The following is an 18536-nucleotide window of genomic DNA, read 5'->3' on the forward strand; positions in this document are numbered from 1 at the left end:
GGCGTCGCCGCCGTACTCCGCCACACACCGCCCGGTCGCCCCGCACACCGCCTTCCATCCCATTATTCGGACAGGAATTCGGACCGGTGGCCGACGGGCGACCGCAGCACCGCTGAGCAGCAGCACCCGAAGCAGCGAGCACCTTCCGCCAACCGCCCCCGGATGGAGAACATCACCATGAGCCGCAGCGACGTCCTGGTCGACGCCGACTGGGTCCAGGCCCACCTGGACGACCCGAAGGTCGTCATCGTCGAGGTCGACGAGGACACCTCCGCCTACGAGAAGAACCACATCCGCAACGCGGTCCGGATCGACTGGAAGTCCGACCTCCAGGACCCGGTCCGCCGCGACTTCATCGACCAGGCCGGCTTCGAGGCGCTGCTCAGCGCCAAGGGCATCGCCAACGACGACACCGTCGTGCTCTACGGCGGCAACAACAACTGGTTCGCCTCCTACGCCTACTGGTACTTCAAGCTGTACGGCCACGGCGACGTCCGCCTGCTCGACGGCGGCCGCAAGAAGTGGGAGCTGGACTCCCGCGACCTGGTCGTCGAGGTGCCGCAGCGCGCCGCCACCGCGTACAAGGCGCAGGCCGCCGACTCCTCGATCCGCGCCTTCCGCGACGACGTGATCGCCGCCATCGGCAACCTCAACCTGGTCGACGTCCGCTCGCCCGACGAGTTCTCCGGCAAGCTGCTCGCCCCGGCCCACCTCCCGCAGGAGCAGTCGCAGCGCCCCGGCCACGTGCCGACCGCGCGCAACGTCCCGTGGGCCAAGAACGCCAACGACGACGGCACCTTCAAGAGCGACGACGAGCTCAAGGCCCTGTACGAGGCCGAGGGCGTCGACCTGGCGACGGACACCATCGCCTACTGCCGCATCGGCGAGCGCTCCGCGCTCACCTGGTTCGTGCTGCACGAGCTGCTCGGCCAGGAGAACGTGAAGAACTACGACGGTTCCTGGACCGAGTACGGCAGCCTCGTCGGCGTGCCGATCGAGCTCGGCAACTGAGCCACCGGCTCCAGCGCAAGGCAGAAGGGAAACAAGACAATGTGCGGTGCGAAGGCCGGCGGCCCGGACCTGGCAGGAGTTGACGTGGCGAACGAGACGATCATCCAGGGTTCGGTGACCCGCGACGGCGAGCCGGTCAACGGCTACGTCCGACTGCTCGACGAGAACAACGAGTTCACGGCCGAGGTCCCCACCTCGGCGACCGGCCAGTTCCGGTTCTTCGCCCGCCCGGGCAAGTGGACCCTGCGGGCGCTCATCCCGGGCCAGACCGTGGACCGCCAGGTGGTCGCCTCCCAGGGCAACCTGACCGAGGTCGCCATCGCCGTCTGACCGGCGACGGAAGCAGCAGTACCGAGGGCTCCTGCCGAGCGGGGGCCCTCGGGCATACCGTGGAAGGGTGCAGTCCCGACGGCGGCGCCGCTACTACTACGCCATGATGGGCGTCTGCCTGGGCCTCTTCGTGCTGGCCTGGGGAGCGGTCCGGTTCGTCTCCGTCCCGGCGGCCGTCGCGCTGTGCGTGGTCGCGATGGTCATCCCGCCGGCGGCGGCGGTGTTCGCCAACCGGCGCGACCCCGAGGACGACTGGTGGGACGACCCGCGCTGGGAGGACCCGAAGTGGGACGACCCCGGCCACGACCGGGACCGCCCCGACCACGAACCCCGCCAGTAGACGGACCGCGTCAGTAGACGAGCGCCTGCACGCCGTCGGCCATGATCTCGCTGACGAAGACCTGCGCGCCCGCGATCCGGGCACCCTCGACGAGGTCCTTCTCCTCGATGCCCCGCCGCGCCGCGCACTGGGTGCACAGCGTGAGCGTGCCGCCGGCCAGCACCGACTCCAGCAGGTCCGGCAGCGGCGCCGCGTGCGGCAGCTCGAACTCCGCCGCGCGCCCGGGCAGCGCGAACCAGGAGGACTCCCCGGTCAGCCAGAGCGAGACCTCGACGCCGCTGGCGACGGCCACCGCCGCCACCGTGAACGCCTGCGAGCACCGCTCGGGGGCGTCCGCCCCGGCGGTCACCTTGATGACGAGCTTCTTCTTCTGGGACATGCCGACACCCTAGATCGCCGACGTGGTGGGGCTCACCGAGACCCGTCCCCACCCGCCGGATAGAGTGAGCGGCAGCAAAATCCACCACACTGTCGCCGCAATGGGAGCCCCCCGTGTCCGGTCTGGAAATCTTCTTCGACGGTCTGCTGGCCCTCATGGCCGTGCTGATCACCTGGTTCGCCATCTTCTCGGTGATGAAGCTCTACCAGGGCCAGCGCTGAGCGCACTGCCGTACGGTTGAAGTACTCCCGCACCGACGACAGCGACCAGGAACATGATCGAGATCCCCTCTGACCTCCACAAGGACGTCGTCCCGCTCGCCTTCCTCCTCGGCACCTGGGAGGGCGCGGGCGTTTACGACTTCCCCGGGACCGAGAAGTGCAACTTCGGCCAGGAGATCGTCATCCGCCACGACGGACGGCCCTTCCTGGAGTTCCGCTCCCGCACCTGGGTGCTGAACGGCGAGGGCGAGAAGGTCCGCCCGCTGGAGAACGAGCACGCCTTCTGGCGCATCACCAGCAACCAGCACGGCACCAGCGGTGCCCGCGGGGTCGAGATCTCGTCCGTCCGTGACGACGGCACGGTGGAGATCTGGTACGGCGAGCTGGCCGACGGCAAGCCGCAGATCGACGTCTCCACCGACGCGGTGGCCCGGATCGAGGGCTCCCCGGAGTACTCCGGCGGCAAGCGCCTCTACGGCTTCGTCAACGAGGAGCTGCTCTGGGTGGGTGAGAAGGCCGCCCCGAACGTTCCGCTGCGCCCGTACATGTCCGCCCAGCTGCGCAAGGTGCTCTCGCCGGCCCAGCTGATCAAGGACATCAACGACCTGCCGGACGACGGCATCGCCTTCTTCAAGTAGGCGCGGGCGCCGGCCGCGGCGCGCACACGGGTAGGGACCGGCCCCCGGCCGGTCCCTACACTTGGTCCAGGACCCCCGACGTTTGGCAGGGACAGGACCCGTGGCGGACACCGGCACCACCGACTGGCAGCTCTCCGGCGACTGGAAGGCCGACCTGCGCGAGCGCGGGTACCGGCTCACCCCCCAGCGGCAGCTCGTGCTGGAGGCGGTCGACGCGCTCGACCACGCCACCCCGGACGACATCCTCTGCCACGTCCGGCAGACCGCCAGCGGCGTCAACATCTCCACCGTCTACCGGACCCTGGAGCTGCTGGAGGAGCTGGGCCTGGTCTCGCACGCCCACCTCGGCCACGGCGCGCCGACCTACCACCTGGCCGGGCGTCACCACCATCTGCACCTGGTCTGCCGGGACTGCGAGAAGGTCACCGAGACGGCCACCGAGATCGCCCAGCCGCTGATCGACAGCCTCCGCGCCCAGCACGGCTTCGACACCGACCTCAAGCATTTCGCCATCTTCGGCCGCTGCGCCGACTGCACCGCCGAGCGCGCCGCGGGGCGGTCGTAAGCTAGCCGGTATGACCGGTCTGAAGAGTCCGCTGCTTGCCCTGCCCGGAGCCGTTCCCGCCGAGGGGACCGACGAAGGCGTCGCCGCCCACTACGGCGACCTCTTCCGCGAGCAACGGAACCTTTCGCAAGGGACCGGCTTCGTGGACCTCTCGCACCGCGGCGTGATCACCGTCACCGGCGCGGACCGGCTGAGCTGGCTGCACCTGCTGATCACCCAGCACGTCAGCGCGCTGCCGCCGCAGCAGGCCACCGACGCGCTGGTGCTCTCCGCGAACGGGCACGTCGAGCACGCCCTCTACCTGGTCGACGACGGCACCACCACCTGGGCGCACGTCGAGCCGGGCACCCAGGAGGCGCTGGTCGGCTACCTGGAGAGCATGAAGTTCATGTACCGGGTCGAGGTCGCCGACGTGACCGCCGACTACGCGGTGGTCCACCTGCCGGCCGGCTCCACCGCCTCCGCCGAGGGCGCGGCGGCCGTCCGCGAGCTGCCCTACGGGCGGGACCTCTTCCTGCCGCGCGCCGGACTGGCGGAGCTGACCGCGGGCTACGGCCCGGCCGCCGGCGTCTGGGCGTACGAGGCGCTGCGGATCGAGGGCCACCGGCCGCGGCTCGGCTTCGAGACCGACCACCGCACCATCCCGCACGAGGTGGACTGGCTGACCACCGCCGTCCACCTGCAGAAGGGCTGCTACCGGGGCCAGGAGACGGTGGCCCGGGTGCACAACCTGGGGCGTCCGCCCCGCCGGCTGGTCTTCCTGCACCTGGACGGCACCGAGGAGGTGCTGCCCCCGCACGGGACGGAGGTGCGGCTCGCCTCGGACCCGGAGGGGCGGGCGCTCGGCTTCGTCACCTCCTCGGCGCGCCACCACGAGCTGGGGCCGATCGCGCTGGCCATCGTGAAGCGCAACGTCCCGGTGGACGCGGTGCTGCTGGCCGGCACGGTGCCGGGCACCCAGGACGTGATCGTCCCGCAGTAGGGCGCCAGGCTGCCGTCCTAGACCTCGACGATGACGGTGAACGGGCCGTCGTTCACCAGGGCGACCTTCATGTCGGCGCCGAAGCGGCCGGTCTCGACCTTGGCGCCGAGCGCGCGCAGCCGGGCGACCACCTCGTCCACCAGCGGCTCGGCGACCGGGCCGGGCGCGGCGGCGTTCCAGGTGGGGCGGCGGCCCTTGCGGGCGTCGCCGTAGAGCGTGAACTGGCTGATCACCAGCAGCGGCGCCCCGATGTCCGAGCACGACTGCTCGACGCCCTCGTCGTCGGCGGGCAGCAGCCGCAGCGTCCAGAGCTTGCGGGCCAGCTGGGCCGCCTTGGCGGGGGTGTCGTCGTGGGTGGCACCGACCAGGACGCAGAGTCCGGGCTCCTCGATCGCGCCCACGGTCTCGCCGGCCACCGTCACCCTGGCCTCGGTCACTCGCTGCACCACTGCTCGCATGCGGCCATTCTGCCGGAGCCCCCGGGGGCGTGAGCAGGCCCCTGGGGGCGCTTCGTGCCCGGGCGCACGCCGGGTCGCGTGCGCCTGCGCGCACCATGGCGGCGTTCTCCCTGCGAAAAGCTTCGGTCGTATCAGCCACCCCTCTTCGCCAGGGGGCCGTTCGGGTGCACGGGCGGTGCGGCGGCGCCGGGCGGGGTGGCACGCTGGGGGACCGTACGAGGACGGGTCCGCCGCTCCGCCGCACCAGGCGGGGCCGGTCGGCGCGTCCGGGGTCCGGGGCGCCGAGGTCCGCCGCGCCGGGCCCGGCTCGGCCGGGCGGCCGAGCCGGTAGGTCAGGCGTTCTGGTCGTGCTGCCCCGCCGGGTGGCCACGGCCGGGGGCGGGAACCTTCGTGGACGTCCGGGCGTGCCTCCGGACGGGAACGCGCCATCGGCGCGCGCGGCGGTTGACGGGCCGGACCGGCGGCAGGCGACGGGGCGCCGCGAGCGGGTGGGATCGGGACGACGGCAGGTGGTTGGTTGATGGACGCGATCAGCGCGGCACAGGACCGGTACGGGCGGCTGCCCGAGGGGCCCGGGGCCGGCCCCGGGCCGGACCTCGGACGGTTGGGCCTGGACCAGCTGCGGATCCTGCGCCGGGAGACCCTGGAGCAGGAGGCCGACCTCTCCTACCTGCGGCGGCTGCTGCACGGCCGGATGGACATCCTGCTGGCCGAGCTGGACCGCCGCCCCGGCGCCGGGGCCGCCCGGCCGACCGACCCGGAGGAGCCCGCCGGCGCCCTGCTGGAGCGGCTGCCGGCCATCCTGACGGACGCGCCGTCCACCGTCCGCCGCTCGGCCCGGCACGTCACCCTGGGCCCGCCGCGCGGGCAGCAGTCCCAGCTGGAGGCGGACGCGCTGATGGGCGACGTGCAGCTGGCCGACCTGGCGGCGCACCCGGCCGAGGAGCTGCTGGCGGCGCTGGAACGGCTGCGGGCGCACGAGCGGGAGGTGTCCGGCCGGCGGCAGCGGCTGCTGCGGACGGCGGACGGCTGCAACGCCGAAATCACCCGCAGGTACCGTGATGGGGAAGCACGGGTCGACGACCTGCTCGCAGGCGGCCCGCTCTGACAGGTGCGAGGGCCGCCGGGGGCGGGGGACGGGCCCGGCTCGCCCCCCGGTACACCCTCACCTCCGGAAGGCTTTCGCCATGTCCAATTCCGCCGCCCTGCCCGTGCTCGCCGAAGTGGTCCGCTCGGGTTTCGTCGAGGGCAGGCACCACGGTTCGCTGGTGCTGCTCGCCGCCGACGGTTCGGTCGACCTCACGCTGGGCGCGCCGGACGCGCCGGTCTTCCCGCGCTCCTGCGCCAAGCCGTTCCAGGCGGTGGCCATGCTGCGGGCCGGACTGGCGATCGAGGGGGAGCTGCTGGCGCTGGCGGCCTCCAGCCACTCCGCAGAATCGTTTCACCTTGACGGCGTGCGGCGGATCCTCGCCGGTGCGGGGCTGGACGAGTCCGCCCTGCGCACCCCGGCCGACCTTCCGCTCGACGGCACCGAGGCGGAGCTGCACCTGCGCTGGGGCGGCGACCACGAGCCGATCCTGATGGACTGCTCCGGCAAGCACGCCGGCTGGCTGGCCGCCTCCGTGGCCAACGGCTGGCCCACCGACAGCTACCTCGACCCGGAGCACCCGATCCAGCGGCTGGCCCGCGAGGCCCTGGAGGAGGCCGTCGGCGAGTCCGCCGCGCACGCCGGGGTGGACGGCTGCGGCGCGCCGCTGCTGGCCGTGAGCCTGACCGGCCTGGCCCGCGCCTACCGCGCCCTGGTGCTGGCCGAGCCCGGTACCCCGGAGCGCCGGGTCGCCGACGCGATGCGGGCGCACCCCGAGTACGTGGCCGGCACCCGCCGGGCCGACACCCGGCTGATGCGGGCGGTGCCCGGCGCGCTGGCCAAGATGGGTGCGGAGGCCGTCCAGGTGGTGGCGCTGCCGGACGGGCGGGCGCTCGCGTTCAAGATCGACGACGGCGCCGAGCGGGCCCGCGGCCCGGTGCTGGCCGCCGCGCTGCGCCGCCTCGGGGTGAGCACCGGCGACGGCACGCTGGAGCGGATCGCCACCGTCCCGGTGTTCGGCGGCGGCGTGCCGGTCGGCGAGGTCCGCGTGGCCTTCTGATACCCGCCCGCTCGCCTCCGGGCCGTTCCGAGCCGGTTCGGCCCGGGGCGGCGTGCCGGCCTTCCTCCGAATGCGAAGCGACGGTCCCCGGGTGCACGGTGGACCGGGGGCCGTCGCACAGCTGAGGAGTCCGCCATGAGCGAGCACGTGTACCGGGTGACCGAGATCGTCGGGTCCTCGACCGAGAGCGTCGACGCCGCGATCCGCAACGGCATCGAGCGGGCCTCCCGCACGCTGCGCCACCTCGACTGGTTCGAGGTCTCGCAGGTCCGCGGCCACCTCGCCGAGGGCCGGATCAAGCACTACCAGGTGTGCATGAAGGTCGGCTTCCGGCTGGACGACGAGGACTGAGCCGAGGGCCGGGTCACCCGCGCTCGGGCAGCACCAGCGGCAGCCCCGTGCGCGGGTGCGGCAGCACCTCGACCGGGTGCCCGTACACCTCGCTGAGCAGCGGCGCGCGCAGCACCTCGGCCACCGGCCCGTCGGCGACCGTCGCGCCGTCGGTCAGCAGCACCACCCGGTCCGCGTAGGCCGCCGCCAGCGACAGGTCGTGCAGGACGACGACCACGCCGTCCCCGGCGGCGGCCCGGGCGCGGGCCAGGCGCAGCACCAGCTCCTGGTGGCGCAGGTCGAGCGCGGCGGTGGGTTCGTCGAGCAGCAGCAGGGCGGTGCGCTGGGCGAGCACCCGGGCGAGCGCCACCCGGGCCCGTTCGCCGCCGGAGAGCGCGGTGAACGGCCGTCCGGCGAAGGCGGTGGACTCGGTCGCGGCCATCGCCTCGGCGACCACCCGCTCGTCCTCGGCGGCGGCCGCCGTGCCGGCCCACGGGGCGCGGCCCATCCGGACCACCTCGTCGGCCGGGAACGGGAAGGAGAGCGCGGCCGCCTGCGGCAGCAGCGCCCGGCGCCGGGCGAGGTCGGCGGGCCGGTGGTCGGCCAGCGGGCGGCCGTCCAGCCGGACCTCGCCGGCGGTCGGCGCGAGGTCGCCGGCCAGCACCGAGAGCAGGGTGGACTTGCCGGCGCCGTTCGGCCCGAGCAGGGCGACGACCTCGCCGGCGGTGACCCGGACGTCCGCGCCGGCCAGCAGGTCGCGCCCGCCGACGGTCAGCCGGACGGCCTCGGCGGTGAGCAGCTCGGTGCCCGGGGCGGGCCGTTCGGGCACCTCGGGGCGGTGTCGCAGCGTACGGATCCTCATGCCCAGCCTCCCTGCCTGGTCCTGGTGCGGCGCAGCAGCCAGAAGAAGAACGGGCTGCCGATCAGCGCGGTGAGCACGCCGAGCGGGAGTTCGGCCGGTTCGGCCAGGGTGCGCGCGGCGAGGTCGGCGGCGACCAGGACGAGCGCGCCGCCGAGCGCGGAGGCGGGCAGCAGGAAGCGGTGGCCGGGGCCGGCGACCATCCGCAGCAGGTGCGGGACGACCAGGCCGACGAAGCCGATGATGCCGCTGACCGCGACGGCGGCGGCGGTGAGCAGGGCGACCACGGTGATCAGCACCAGCCGCATCCGCTCGACGTCCACGCCGAGGTGGCGGGCGGGCCGTTCGCCGAGCGCCAGCAGGTCCAGCGAGCGGGCGTAGCGGGGCGCGACGGCGAGGCCGACGAGCGCGAACGGCAGGACGGCGAGCACCTTGCCCCAGGTGGCCTGGGAGAGCGAGCCGAGCTGCCAGAAGGTGACCTGGCTGATCGCCGCGGAGTCGGCGGTGAACAGGAACAGGCCGATCAGCGCGCCGCAGAAGGCGTTCACCGCGACGCCCGTGAGGATCAGCGTGACCACCTCGGTGCGGCCGCCGGAGCGGGACATCGCGTAGACCGCGAAGACCGTCAGCAGGCCGGTGGCGAAGGCGGAGGCGGTCACCGTCCAGGTGCCGAGCGCGTCCAGGCCGAGCACGATGCAGCCGACCGCGCCGACCGCGCCGCCGGAGGAGACGCCGATGACGGCCGGTTCGGCGAGCGGGTTGCCGAACACGCCCTGCATCAGCGCGCCCGCGCAGCCGAGCGAGCCGCCGACCAGCAGGGCGAGCACCACCCGGGGGAGGCGGACGTTCCAGAGCACCGACTCGGGGACGCGGTCGAGGGCGTGGCCGCCGAGGCCGATCCGGTGGCCGACGGAGGCGAGGATGTCGCCGAGCGGGATGCGGTAGGCGCCGATGCCGGCCGCGAGCAGGGCGCAGAGCAGCAGGGCGGCGGCGAGGCCGGCGGTGAGCAGGGCGGTCCGGCTGGTGCGCTTGCCGGCCAGGGGGACGCCCTTGCCGGTGACGGCGGCGGTCACTCGGCGGCCTTCGGGTAGAGCTGTTCGGCGATCTCGTGGATCACCTGCGGGGTGCGCGGGCCGTAGCTGAGCAGCTGGCCGTCCTCGATGGAGACGATCCGGCGGTCGAGCCCGGCCGGGGTCTGGGCGACGCCGGGCAGCTTGAGCAGGCCGTCGACGCCGCCGACGGAGTCGAGTCCCTTGCTCATCACCAGGATCGCGTCGGGGGCGGCCTTGACCAGGGCCTCGCTGGTGAGCGGGGTGAAGTCGCCGCTGAGCCCGGCGGCGGTGCCGGCGTCCTCGCCGCCGACCGCCTCGATCAGCGAGCCGGCGCCGGAGGCCGGGCCGCCGAGCAGATAGACCGAGGCGCTGCCGCGCAGGTAGAGGAAGGCGACCTTGGGGCGGCGCTCGACGGCGGGCAGGGCGGCCCTGGCCTCGGTGATCCGCTGCTCGGTGCGCTCCTTCAACTGCCGCCCGGCGTCGGGGACTCCGAGGGCGGCGGCGACGGTGTCGATGCGCGGGCCGACGTCCTCCAGCCGCTTGGCGTCGTCCAGGACGAGCAGCGGGACGCCGGCCGCGCGGATCTGGGCGATCGCCTCGGCCGGGCCGGTGGAGCGGTCGGCGAGCACGACGGTGGGGTGCAGGGAGAGCACGCCCTCGGCGGAGACGTCGTGGGCCTGGGTGATCACGGGCAGGGCGGTGGCCTGCTCGAAGGTGGTGGAGACGTCCCGGGCGACGACCTTGGGGCCGAGGCCGAGGCTGAAGACGATCTCGGCCAGGCTGCCGTTGAGCGGGATGATCCGCTCGGCGCTGGTGACGGTGGTCGTCCGGCCGTCGGCGGAGGTCGCGGTGGCGGGGAGCCGCGGGGTCGGCGGGTCGGGCAGCGGTTCGACGGTGTCCGGGGCGCGCGAGCCCGTTCCGGTGGCCTCACCGGTGCCGGTGGTGAAGCCGCAGGCGGTCAGGGCGAGCAGCAGACCGAGGAGCAGCAGCAGGATCGCGGGGCCGCGGGCGGCCCGATGTCGGGTGGTACTGCTGCTCAACGTCGTTCCCTTCGTTGGGAGTTGTCGCCGCCGGCGAGTGGGGTGCGGGGGTGCCCGGCGGGGCTCTTGACTCATATATTAGGTTAGCCTTACCTAAACCTCGCAAGGGGGTCGGTGGTGTGCCGACCCCGCTTTCCCCTGTCGCGCCGAGGAGTGATCCGCGTGCCTCTGCCCCATCGGCTCCGCCGTCTGACCGCCGGCCTGGTGGCCGCCCTGGCGGCCCTGTTGACGGTCGCCCTGCTGCCCGGCCAGGCGGTGGCGGCCGAGGGGCGGGTCTCCGGCGGGCGGCTCGACTGGGGGATCAAGCAGTCCTTCCTGACGTACGTCACCGGGCCCATCGCCCAAGGGAAGTGGTCGCTCAACGGCGGTGCGGCCACGGTCGCCGGCAACGGCTTCCGGTTCCACTCCGCGGCCGGCACGTACGACCCGGCCAGCGGTGCGCTGAGCGCCGCGTTCTCCGGCGGGGTCCGGTTCACCGGGCACCAGGAGAACGGCGCCAACGCGCTGGACCTGAGCATCGGGAGGCTCACCTTCCGCGCCGCGGCGGGCGGCGGGGCCGGGCTGTACGCGGACGTCAGCAGCAAGTCCCGGGAGACCGGGCAGGTCAGCAGCGCCGGCCAGGCCAAGATCGCCGACCTCTCGCTGGCCGGCGTCGACCTGCGGGGCGCGGCCGGGACCCTGACGCTCAGCAACGTCCCGGCGACGCTGACCGACGCGGGGGCCAAGGCGTTCGCGGGGTTCTACACGGCGGGGACGGCGCTCGACCCGGTCAACCTGTCGGTGAACCTGCCGGCGGCGCAGCCGGCCCAGACCCCGGCCGCGCCCACGACTCCGGCGTCCTCGCCCTCTCCGACCGCGACCCCGTCCGCCACGCCGAGCGCCGCGCCGTCGTCGGCCGCCCCCACTGCTCCGGCCGCCCCGGCGACTCCGACCGACACCCCCGCCCCGACCGCCGCTCCGGCCGCCGCCGTCACCGAGTTCGGCAACGGCGCGCTCGACTGGGGCGTGCGCCGCACCTTCCGCGACTACGTCACCGGCTCGATCGCCCAGGGCCGTTGGGAGCCCACCGGCGGCGCTGCGGACGGCGGCGCGTTCTTCCGCTGGACGCCCGCCAAGGGCACCTATGACCCCGCGAGCGGTGCGGTGACGGCCGCCTTCTCCGGCAGCGTCCGCTTCACCGGTCTGAAGAGCGGCGAGGCCTACGGCCTGGACCTCACCCTGGCGAATCCGGGCGTCACCGTCGCCGACGGCAAGGGCGTGCTGCGCGCCGACGTCTCCGGCCGCACGCCGGACGGCGCCGCGCAGCAGCTCGCCGGTGTCGAGCTGGCCACCTTCGACCCGGCCGGCCTCAAGGCCGAGGGCGGGCTGCTGAAGGCCGTGGAACTCCCGCTCACGCTCACCGAGCCGGGCGGCAAGGCCTTCGGCGGCCTCTACCCGGCGGGCACCGAGATGGACCCGCTGAGCTTCGCCGTCGCCCTCGACCCGGCCGCCGCCCTCCCGCCGCTGCCGGACATCGGCAGCGCCCCGGCGGTCGCCCCGACGACCGCTCCGGCGAGCCCGTCCGTCGCACCGGTCGCCGCCGCCACCGACGCCGGCTCGGGCGGCTTTCCGACGGCGGCCGTGGTGAGCGGTGGCCTGCTCGCCGCCGCACTGGCCGTGGCCGGTGGCCTGTTCCTCCGCCGCCGCCGTCGCGCCTGACCCCCACCCTCCTTCCCCCCCCGCACATCGATCGGAGTCCCCCCATGTCCCGCAACCGCACCCGGATGGCCGCCCTGGCCGCCGTCACCGCCGGCCTCGGCCTGACCGCGTTCGGCGCCCCGGCCCTGGCCTTCGGCGCCGGCGCGCCGAGCAGCGTCACGTACGACACCGGCGCGCTGGACTGGGGGGTGAAGACCAGCTTCCGCACCTATGTCACGGGGCCGGTCGGCCAGGGCGCGGTGGAGCTGACCGGCGGCGCGACCACCAACGCCGACGGCACGTTCCACTTCGGGCTGGCGAGCGCGAGCTACGACCTGGGGTCGCACGCGCTCACCTCCGCGTTCAAGGGTGGGGTGCGGTTCACGGCCCACCACGGGGCGCTGGACGTCGCGCTCAGCGACCTGAAGATCACCACGGCGGGGACGGCCGGCACGCTCACCGCCGACACCGCCTCCAAGGAGTCGATGGGCGCCAGCGAGGTGACGAAGCGGGACGACGTGCCGCTGGTGACGTTCACCGTCGGCCGGGACACCACGACGGGCGTGCCGACGGCGGCGAAGCTGACGGAGGAGGGCGCGAAGGCGTTCGCGGGCTTCTACCAGGCCGGGGCGGACATGGACCCGCTGTCGCTGCTGCTCAAGCAGAGCCCGGCCACCCCGTCCCCGACGGCCACGCCGACCGCCACTCCCACGGCGACGGCGACTCCGACCACCGAGCCGTCGGCCACGGCCACTCCGACCACCGAGCCCACCGCGACCGCGACGCCCACCACTGAGCCGACGGCCACCGCCACGCCGACCGCCACCGGCTCGCCGACCGCCACCGCCTCGCCCACGGCCACCGCCTCGCCCACGGCTTCGCCGTCCGCCACGCAGTCCCCGACGGCCACTTCCTCGCCGTCCGCGACCTCGTCCCCGTCCACCACCGCGCCGAGCGGCAACGGTGAACTCGCCGTCGTCAACGGCACCCTGGACTGGCAGGTCAAGGAGAGCTTCCGCAAGTACCTGCAGAGCCCGGTGGCCAACGGCAAGGTCGAGTTCGGCGCTGGCGCGGCCGACTACCGCTTCGGGGGTGGCAGCGGTGGCTACAACACCAAGAGCCACAGCCTGTCGGCGGGCTTCGCCGGTTCGGTGCGCTTCCTCGGCCACCCGGCCGCGGGTGGCGGCTACCAGCTGGACACCACGTTCTCGAAGCTGGGTCTGAGCATCGACAAGAACGGCGCGTACCTGACCGCTGACGTCAACGCCAAGTCCCTGGACGGGAAGACGACCTCGCTGTCCGGCGCCCGGATCGCCAAGCTGGACGTGTCGAAGGCGAATCTCACCCCGGTGAACGGCGTGGTCACGCTGAACGCGGTTCCGGCCACCCTGACCGCCGAGGGCGTGCCGGCCTTCGCGAACTACAAGGAGGGCGAGGCCCTCGACCCGGTCACCGTGTCGCTGGCGTTCGACGAGAACGCCCAGCTGCCCACCACCCAGCCGAGCACCGGTGGCGGCGCGGCGGGCGGCACCACGACCGGCACCACCGGTTCGACCGGCGGCGGCACGGTTGCGGCGGGCGGCGCCTCCCTGACCACCAGTGGTGGTGGCACCGGGGTACTGGCCTCCACCGGTTCGTCCACCCCGGTCGCCCCGCTGCTGGCCACTGCTGGCGGCCTGCTGCTGCTCGGCGGCGGCGCGACGGCCCTGGCCCGCCACCGCAAGTCGGCCGGCGCCTGATCAGGGGGCGATGGAGTGGGAAGTCGGCGGGTCCGACTTCCCACTCCGAACAGTTTTCGGCGGCGCAGGAAGTCGGCCCGCCCGACTTCCTGCGCGAACGGAAGGCCGCCTATGCGTGGTGGTCGAGTTCGCCGGCGGTGATGGCGGCGAGGAGGGCTGCGAAGGTGGCCGGGGTGGTGCGGATGATGACGTCGCTGTCGTCGGACTCCCGGAGTTCAACTAGGTCGAGCCCTGCGCGGATTTCGACGCAGTTGGATTCCTCGCCGCTGAAGCTGGACTTCTGCCAATCGGGCTGTGACATGTGCATCTTCCTTAGAGGGTGTAGCGGACGTGCTGAATCAGTCCCCAGGAGTCGTGCTCGACACGAGATCGGAGAGTGCAGGATGCATTCAATGCCGGAAGTGCAAGGGACTTGATCCGCTCAAACTTCGAGTGGTAGGCGGTGACTTCCCTCTGCTCGCTCAAGTACGAGGTGCCACCGGGATGCTCCATCAGCACTGTATCCAGATCGCGGTGCGCGCCATGCACGATCATGAAGGGTGTGCCATGGCGACATAGTCAGTGCAGCGGAAGGGGAGGATCTGAATGGTGATGTGGGGGAGCTCGCTGACCTCGACCAGGTAGTCCAGTTGCTCCCTCATGGCCGCTGAGCCGCCGAATCGAGTATGCAGAGCCGCCTCATGGATCACCGCGTGGAAGGGAACGGCGCCGTCCTCGTCTATGGCTTGTTGGCGGCTTCGGCGGAACGCCATCTTCTTTTCATCGCCGCTGAGGATGACCTCACTGTAGCGGGGGACCTGTAGCAGCCCAGGGATCAGCAGGGTCTCGTAGCTGGATAGGGAAGCTGCGGTCGACTCGGACTCGGCCAGATCGAGGGCCGAGGTGTGAACAAACCCCTTGAAGGCACTCCACCAGCCCTTCCCGTTGCTGAGTCCCATCTTGTGGAGAGCCGTCACGTAGGTCTCATCCGTGCGACCGTAAGCGTTCAGCAGGGCTGGGCGCCCGACACCATTGCGGACGCCGAACTCGCTTTCCACGAGCTGTACATCAACGCCTGGCAGCACGCGGGCTCCCTGGCGCCGTCCGTCCTGGTCTCGCTCCAGTCCGCCGTCCTGCGCGTCGCCGTCTGCGACGACTGCCCCGACCTGCCGGAGACCCGTCTCGGTGAGGACCCCTACTCCGTCTCCGGGCGGGGGCTCCACCTCGTCCAGGCCCTCACCCACCGCTCCGGCGCCCACCCCACCAAGACCGGCAAGGTCACCTGGTTCGAGCTGGACGCCGCCGCGTGAACACCCCCATCACCCCCGACGGCACCCCCGAATACACCTGGATCGCCCGCCAGGCCGGCCACTTCAGCCCCGAAACCAACCCCGACAACCGCCACCACCACATACCCCAATGACCACCCCGGAGCAGGAAGTCGACCAGGCCGACTTCCTGTTCCGGGGTGGTCACCGGTGTTGATGGTGGAGTTCGCGGAGTGGGAAGTCGACCTCGCCGACTTCCTACTCCTGGTGCGCAGCGTTCAGGCGCTCAGGGGATACCGGGTGTCCAGGTCGCGGAAGACGGCGCCGTTCAGCTGGAAGGCGCGCTTGCACTCGTCGACCACCCGGCGGCGCTCGACCTCGTCCATGGCCAGGCCTGCGGCGTCCAGCTTGGCCCGGTAGTCGCGCTTGAACGCGGCCGGGTTGTCCACCTGCTCGAAGACGTAGAACCGCACGCCGTCGCCCTTGCGCTCGAAGCCCCAGGTCTTCTCGGCGATGCCTCGGATGATCTGACCACCCGACAGGTCGCCCAGGTAGCGGGTGTAGTGGTGGGCGATGACGCCCGCCGGCCACTGGTCCGCGAGCTCCTCCAGGCGGGCGACGTACGCGGCGGTCGCGGGCAGCGGGGCGAGGCCCTCGCGCCAGCCCGGGCCGCGCAGGTGGGCCAGGTCGCGCTCGATGGCGGCGGTGCGCAGCAGTGCGGGGTCGATGAAGGGCGCGGTCAGCGGGTGCCGCGCCAGCTCCTCCGCCCGCTCCTCCAGGGCGCGGTAGACGTACCAGAGCTGGCCGGTGAGGTCGGCGTAGGCCTCGACGCCGAGGTGCCCGCCGAGCAGACGGCTCATGAAGGACGACTGCTCGGCCGCCTCGTGCTCGGCGCTGCTGGCGGTGCGCAGCACGGTGGAGAACGGGACGACGGGCTGCTCGGGTATGGGCATGCGGGCCTCCAGAGAACGAGTACACCCCCGATTGCTTTGGTTAGCCTAACCTAAGCACGCGTCATGCCGACAGGGTGTCGGGAAGAACCGGAGCACCCCCGGGAACGGCGAAGGCCGGGGTCCGCGGAAAACTCCGCGAACCCCGGCCTCCGACTGCCTCGACCTACCTCTGATCCCCCCGGCGGACGGACCGCCGGACGGACGAGACGGTCACGACGGCTCAGTGACCGCCCTGGTCCGCCAGGCGCTTGATCGACGCGGTGACCTCGGCCTCGGCCTCGGTGCGGCCGACCCAGTTGGCACCCTCGACGGACTTGCCGGGCTCCAGGTCCTTGTAGACCTCGAAGAAGTGCTGGATCTCCAGGCGGTCGAACTCCGACACGTGGTGGATGTCCTGCAGGTGCTCCCAGCGCGGGTCGGTCGCCGGGACGCAGAGCAGCTTGTCGTCGCCGCCGGCCTCGTCCGTCATCTTGAACATGCCGATGACGCGGCACTTGATCAGGCAACCGGGGAAGGTCGGCTCGTCCAGGATGACCAGGGCGTCCAGCGGGTCACCGTCGTCCGCCAGGGTGCCCTCGACGTAGCCGTAGTCGGCCGGGTAGCGGGTCGAGGTGAAGAGCATCCGGTCGAGCCGCAGACGGCCGGTCTCGTGGTCGACCTCGTACTTGTTACGAGAGCCCTTCGGGATTTCGATAAGGACGTCGAACTCCAACGGTTCCTCCAAGGTAGGGACTGACAGAATCCAAGTGTCTCCTACGGGAGCGAGTGCTGAGGAAAGGGGCCGGTTCGGTGCGTGCAGGGGCTGGGTCGGGGAACCGACGCGGGGGGACGGCCGCGGGGCTGTTCGGGGCGGCGCTGCTGGTCGCCGGAACGGTGCTCGGCACGGGTGGTGCGTACGCGCAGCCGTCCCCGACGCCGACCGGATCGTCCTCGCCGGGTGGGCGGTCCACGGGGAACGCCCAGGGGGACGAGGACGAGGGCAACGGCCGGCGGGACGACGGCAAGGGCGGCAAGGGGGACCGGGACGACCGGGACGGCCACCGTCCGGGGCACCACGGCAGCGAGTCGCCGCACCCGTCCACGAGCGCCACCGGCGCCACCGGAGCCCCCGGCAACCCCGGTGCCCCCGCTGCGGCGGGCCCCACCGGCGGGACCGCCACCACCCCGCCCGCAGCCAAGCCCACCGGCGCCGTCCGCCCGGCGCCCGCCGGGACGGTGCTGGCCGCCGCCGCGGCCGGACCGGACACCGGCCTGCCCACCGCCCAGGGCCTCCAGCAGGCACTCGCCGGCGTGCTCGCCGACAAGAACCTCGGCACCGTCGGCCTCGCCGTCGCGGACGCCTCCGACGGCCAACTCCTCTACGGAAGCGGCGAGAACACCGCCGCCACCCCGGCGTCCACCACCAAGCTCGCCACCTCGATCGCGGCGCTGTCGTTGATCCCCGGCGACACCCGGCTGACCACCCGGGTCGTCAAGAACGCGGCCACCGGCGGGATCACCCTCGTGGGTGGTGGCGACCCGACGCTGACGGCGCTGCCCGCCGACCAGGTGCAGATCGGCGGCATCCCCGCCGACCCGGACACCGCCCCGGCCTCGCTGGACGCGCTGGCCCGGCAGACCGCCACCGCGCTGAAGGCCGCGGGCGCCGCCTCCGTCGTGCTCGACTACGACGTCTCCCTCTACAGCGGCGGCCTGCTGCACAAGAACCACGACAACGAGAACATCGCGGCGGTGACGCCGCTGATGGTCGACGAGGGCAAGGTCGACCCGAAGAGCATCGCGGACGCGCCCGCCCGGGTCGGGGACCCGGCCGGGGCGGCCGCCGAGGCCTTCGCCGCCCTGCTCAAGGCCCAGGGCATCACCGTCCAGGGCAAGGCGAAGCAGGCCACGACCCCGGCCGCCGCCGACGCGCCGGTGCTCGGCCGGGTCGACTCGCCCACCGTGGCCCGGCTGGTCGAGCGGATGCTGACCACCTCCGACAACACCCTCGCCGAGGCGATCGCCCGGCAGGCCGCGCTCGCCGCCCACCAGCCGGCCAGCTTCGAGGGCGCGGCCACCGCCGTCACCCAGGAACTCGCCCGGCTCGGCGTGCCGACGGCCGGCGTGGTGCTCAACGACGGCAGCGGCCTGCACACCGGCAACGCGGTCCCGCCGGTCGTCCTGGTCAAGCTGCTCGCGCTGGCCGCGTCCGCGGAGCACCCGACGCTGCGCCCGGTGCTGACCGGCCTGCCGATCGCCGGATTCACCGGCACCCTCGGCAAGCGCTTCGGCTCCACCTCGGGCGCCGCCGACGCGGCCGGCCTGGTCCGCGCCAAGACCGGCAGCCTGAGCGGCGTCAACACCCTGGCGGGCACCGTCGTCGACGCCGACGGCCGCCTGCTCTCCTTCGCCCTGATGACCCGCACCACCGCCCCCGCCGACACCGCCCGCACCGCCATGGACCGCGTCATCGCCCGCCTCGCCACCTGCGGCTGCCACTGAGTCCCGCCCGGCGGCCAGGCCTCGCCGGCCGCCGGGCCGCCCCGGTCTCCGGCCGGATGTGCCTCGGCATCGTCCCGCGCGCCGTCC

At 73.2% G+C, this 18536-nt stretch carries 22 protein-coding genes; 13 read left to right on the top strand and 9 right to left on the bottom strand.

The genetic code is table 11. From position 1 onward, the window contains the following. Window positions 1-177 precede the first annotated feature (177 nt). From ABTX81_RS32525 to ABTX81_RS32535, 3 genes are all read left to right on the top strand, one after another. Window positions 178-1011 (top strand): sulfurtransferase, encoded by an 834-nt coding sequence (locus ABTX81_RS32525; protein ID WP_350553173.1) that lies wholly within the window; start codon window positions 178-180, stop codon window positions 1009-1011. Window positions 1012-1050: 39 nt separating this feature from the next. Continuing rightward, a complete protein-coding gene (locus tag ABTX81_RS32530; protein WP_344343425.1) occupies window positions 1051-1341 on the top strand; it encodes a DUF1416 domain-containing protein in 291 nt (96 codons plus the stop codon). A 103-nt stretch (window positions 1342-1444) separates the two neighbouring features. After that, window positions 1445-1681 carry a DUF3099 domain-containing protein gene (locus ABTX81_RS32535; RefSeq protein WP_502892907.1) on the top strand — a complete coding sequence of 79 codons (237 nt, stop codon included), beginning with the start codon at window positions 1445-1447 and terminating at the stop codon, window positions 1679-1681. Between the two features lie 10 nt (window positions 1682-1691). On the opposite strand, the gene ABTX81_RS32540 is transcribed toward ABTX81_RS32535, so the two are convergent. Further along, window positions 1692-2060 carry a DsrE family protein gene (locus ABTX81_RS32540; RefSeq protein ID WP_350553178.1) on the bottom strand — a complete coding sequence of 123 codons (369 nt, stop codon included), beginning with the start codon at window positions 2058-2060 and terminating at the stop codon, window positions 1692-1694. Window positions 2061-2334: 274 nt separating this feature from the next. Here ABTX81_RS32540 and ABTX81_RS32545 point away from each other — a divergent pair, with 274 nt between their 5' ends. The 3 genes from ABTX81_RS32545 (at window position 2335) to ygfZ (ending at window position 4466) form a co-directional block, all read left to right on the top strand. Further along, entirely contained in the window at window positions 2335-2919 is a 585-nt protein-coding gene (locus ABTX81_RS32545; protein ID WP_350553180.1) for a heme-binding beta-barrel domain-containing protein, read from the top strand. 100 nt (window positions 2920-3019) lie between these two features. Then, window positions 3020-3484 carry a Fur family transcriptional regulator gene (locus ABTX81_RS32550; protein ID WP_344343418.1) on the top strand — a complete coding sequence of 155 codons (465 nt, stop codon included), beginning with the start codon at window positions 3020-3022 and terminating at the stop codon, window positions 3482-3484. 19 nt (window positions 3485-3503) lie between these two features. Then, a complete protein-coding gene (ygfZ, locus tag ABTX81_RS32555; RefSeq protein ID WP_350553271.1) occupies window positions 3504-4466 on the top strand; it encodes a CAF17-like 4Fe-4S cluster assembly/insertion protein YgfZ in 963 nt (320 codons plus the stop codon). 17 nt (window positions 4467-4483) lie between these two features. Here the strand turns inward: ygfZ and dtd are convergent, their stop codons facing one another. Next, the gene (gene dtd, locus ABTX81_RS32560) at window positions 4484-4924 is read right to left on the bottom strand and encodes a D-aminoacyl-tRNA deacylase (RefSeq protein ID WP_350553182.1); all 441 of its coding nucleotides are present in this window, start codon (window positions 4922-4924) and stop codon (window positions 4484-4486) included. A 520-nt stretch (window positions 4925-5444) separates the two neighbouring features. Here dtd and ABTX81_RS32565 point away from each other — a divergent pair. The 3 genes from ABTX81_RS32565 to ABTX81_RS32575 all read left to right on the top strand — a co-directional run bounded on the left by ABTX81_RS32565 (window position 5445) and on the right by ABTX81_RS32575 (window position 7422). Further along, entirely contained in the window at window positions 5445-6032 is a 588-nt protein-coding gene (locus ABTX81_RS32565; protein WP_350553184.1) for an RsiG family protein, read from the top strand. 79 nt (window positions 6033-6111) lie between these two features. Next, the gene (locus ABTX81_RS32570; RefSeq protein WP_350553186.1) at window positions 6112-7071 is read left to right on the top strand and encodes an asparaginase; all 960 of its coding nucleotides are present in this window, start codon (window positions 6112-6114) and stop codon (window positions 7069-7071) included. Between the two features lie 135 nt (window positions 7072-7206). After that, window positions 7207-7422: a dodecin gene (locus ABTX81_RS32575; RefSeq protein ID WP_350553188.1), complete on the top strand. Its 216-nt coding sequence runs from the start codon at window positions 7207-7209 to the stop codon at window positions 7420-7422. A gap of 13 nt (window positions 7423-7435) precedes the next feature. Here ABTX81_RS32575 and ABTX81_RS32580 read toward each other — a convergent pair whose 3' ends face one another. Genes ABTX81_RS32580 through ABTX81_RS32590 form a run of 3 tightly spaced genes read right to left on the bottom strand, consistent with a single transcriptional unit; the run spans window position 7436 to window position 10427 of the window. Then, the gene (locus ABTX81_RS32580) at window positions 7436-8263 is read right to left on the bottom strand and encodes a heme ABC transporter ATP-binding protein (protein ID WP_350553190.1); all 828 of its coding nucleotides are present in this window, start codon (window positions 8261-8263) and stop codon (window positions 7436-7438) included. Then, window positions 8260-9300, bottom strand: a complete 1041-nt coding sequence (locus ABTX81_RS32585) for a FecCD family ABC transporter permease (protein WP_350553273.1) — start codon at window positions 9298-9300, stop codon at window positions 8260-8262. Before ABTX81_RS32585 ends, ABTX81_RS32580 begins: the two co-directional genes overlap by 4 nt. A gap of 29 nt (window positions 9301-9329) precedes the next feature. Continuing rightward, entirely contained in the window at window positions 9330-10427 is a 1098-nt protein-coding gene (locus ABTX81_RS32590) for a heme/hemin ABC transporter substrate-binding protein (protein WP_502892905.1), read from the bottom strand. Window positions 10428-10514: 87 nt separating this feature from the next. On the opposite strand from ABTX81_RS32590, the gene ABTX81_RS32595 reads away from it, so the two are divergent. Further along, window positions 10515-12050, top strand: a complete 1536-nt coding sequence (locus ABTX81_RS32595; protein ID WP_350553194.1) for an HtaA domain-containing protein — start codon at window positions 10515-10517, stop codon at window positions 12048-12050. A gap of 44 nt (window positions 12051-12094) precedes the next feature. Continuing rightward, window positions 12095-13768 (top strand): HtaA domain-containing protein, encoded by a 1674-nt coding sequence (locus tag ABTX81_RS32600; protein WP_350553196.1) that lies wholly within the window; start codon window positions 12095-12097, stop codon window positions 13766-13768. A 109-nt stretch (window positions 13769-13877) separates the two neighbouring features. Here ABTX81_RS32600 and ABTX81_RS32605 read toward each other — a convergent pair whose 3' ends face one another. Further along, window positions 13878-14069, bottom strand: coding sequence for a DUF397 domain-containing protein (locus ABTX81_RS32605; RefSeq protein WP_350553198.1), 192 nt, complete (start codon window positions 14067-14069; stop codon window positions 13878-13880). 229 nt (window positions 14070-14298) lie between these two features. Beyond that, window positions 14299-14724 (bottom strand): DUF5753 domain-containing protein, encoded by a 426-nt coding sequence (locus ABTX81_RS32610; RefSeq protein WP_350553200.1) that lies wholly within the window; start codon window positions 14722-14724, stop codon window positions 14299-14301. Between ABTX81_RS32610 and ABTX81_RS32615 the strand changes: the two genes are divergently transcribed. Continuing rightward, window positions 14710-15057: an ATP-binding protein gene (locus tag ABTX81_RS32615; protein WP_350553201.1), complete on the top strand. Its 348-nt coding sequence runs from the start codon at window positions 14710-14712 to the stop codon at window positions 15055-15057. The two genes, ABTX81_RS32610 and ABTX81_RS32615, sit on opposite strands and share 15 nt — an antisense overlap. 236 nt (window positions 15058-15293) lie before the next feature. On the opposite strand, the gene ABTX81_RS32620 is transcribed toward ABTX81_RS32615, so the two are convergent. Continuing rightward, entirely contained in the window at window positions 15294-15968 is a 675-nt protein-coding gene (locus ABTX81_RS32620; RefSeq protein WP_350553203.1) for a biliverdin-producing heme oxygenase, read from the bottom strand. A gap of 220 nt (window positions 15969-16188) precedes the next feature. After that, complete coding sequence (locus tag ABTX81_RS32625) at window positions 16189-16680, bottom strand: inorganic diphosphatase (protein WP_350553205.1); 492 nt, start codon at window positions 16678-16680, stop codon at window positions 16189-16191. Between the two features lie 77 nt (window positions 16681-16757). Between ABTX81_RS32625 and dacB the strand changes: the two genes are divergently transcribed. Next, complete coding sequence (gene dacB, locus ABTX81_RS32630) at window positions 16758-18449, top strand: D-alanyl-D-alanine carboxypeptidase/D-alanyl-D-alanine endopeptidase (RefSeq protein WP_350553207.1); 1692 nt, start codon at window positions 16758-16760, stop codon at window positions 18447-18449. Window positions 18450-18536: the final 87 nt, after the last annotated feature.

The sequence above is a fragment of the Kitasatospora sp. NPDC097605 genome (genome assembly GCF_040302725.1).
Lineage (GTDB): Bacteria > Actinomycetota > Actinomycetes > Streptomycetales > Streptomycetaceae > Kitasatospora.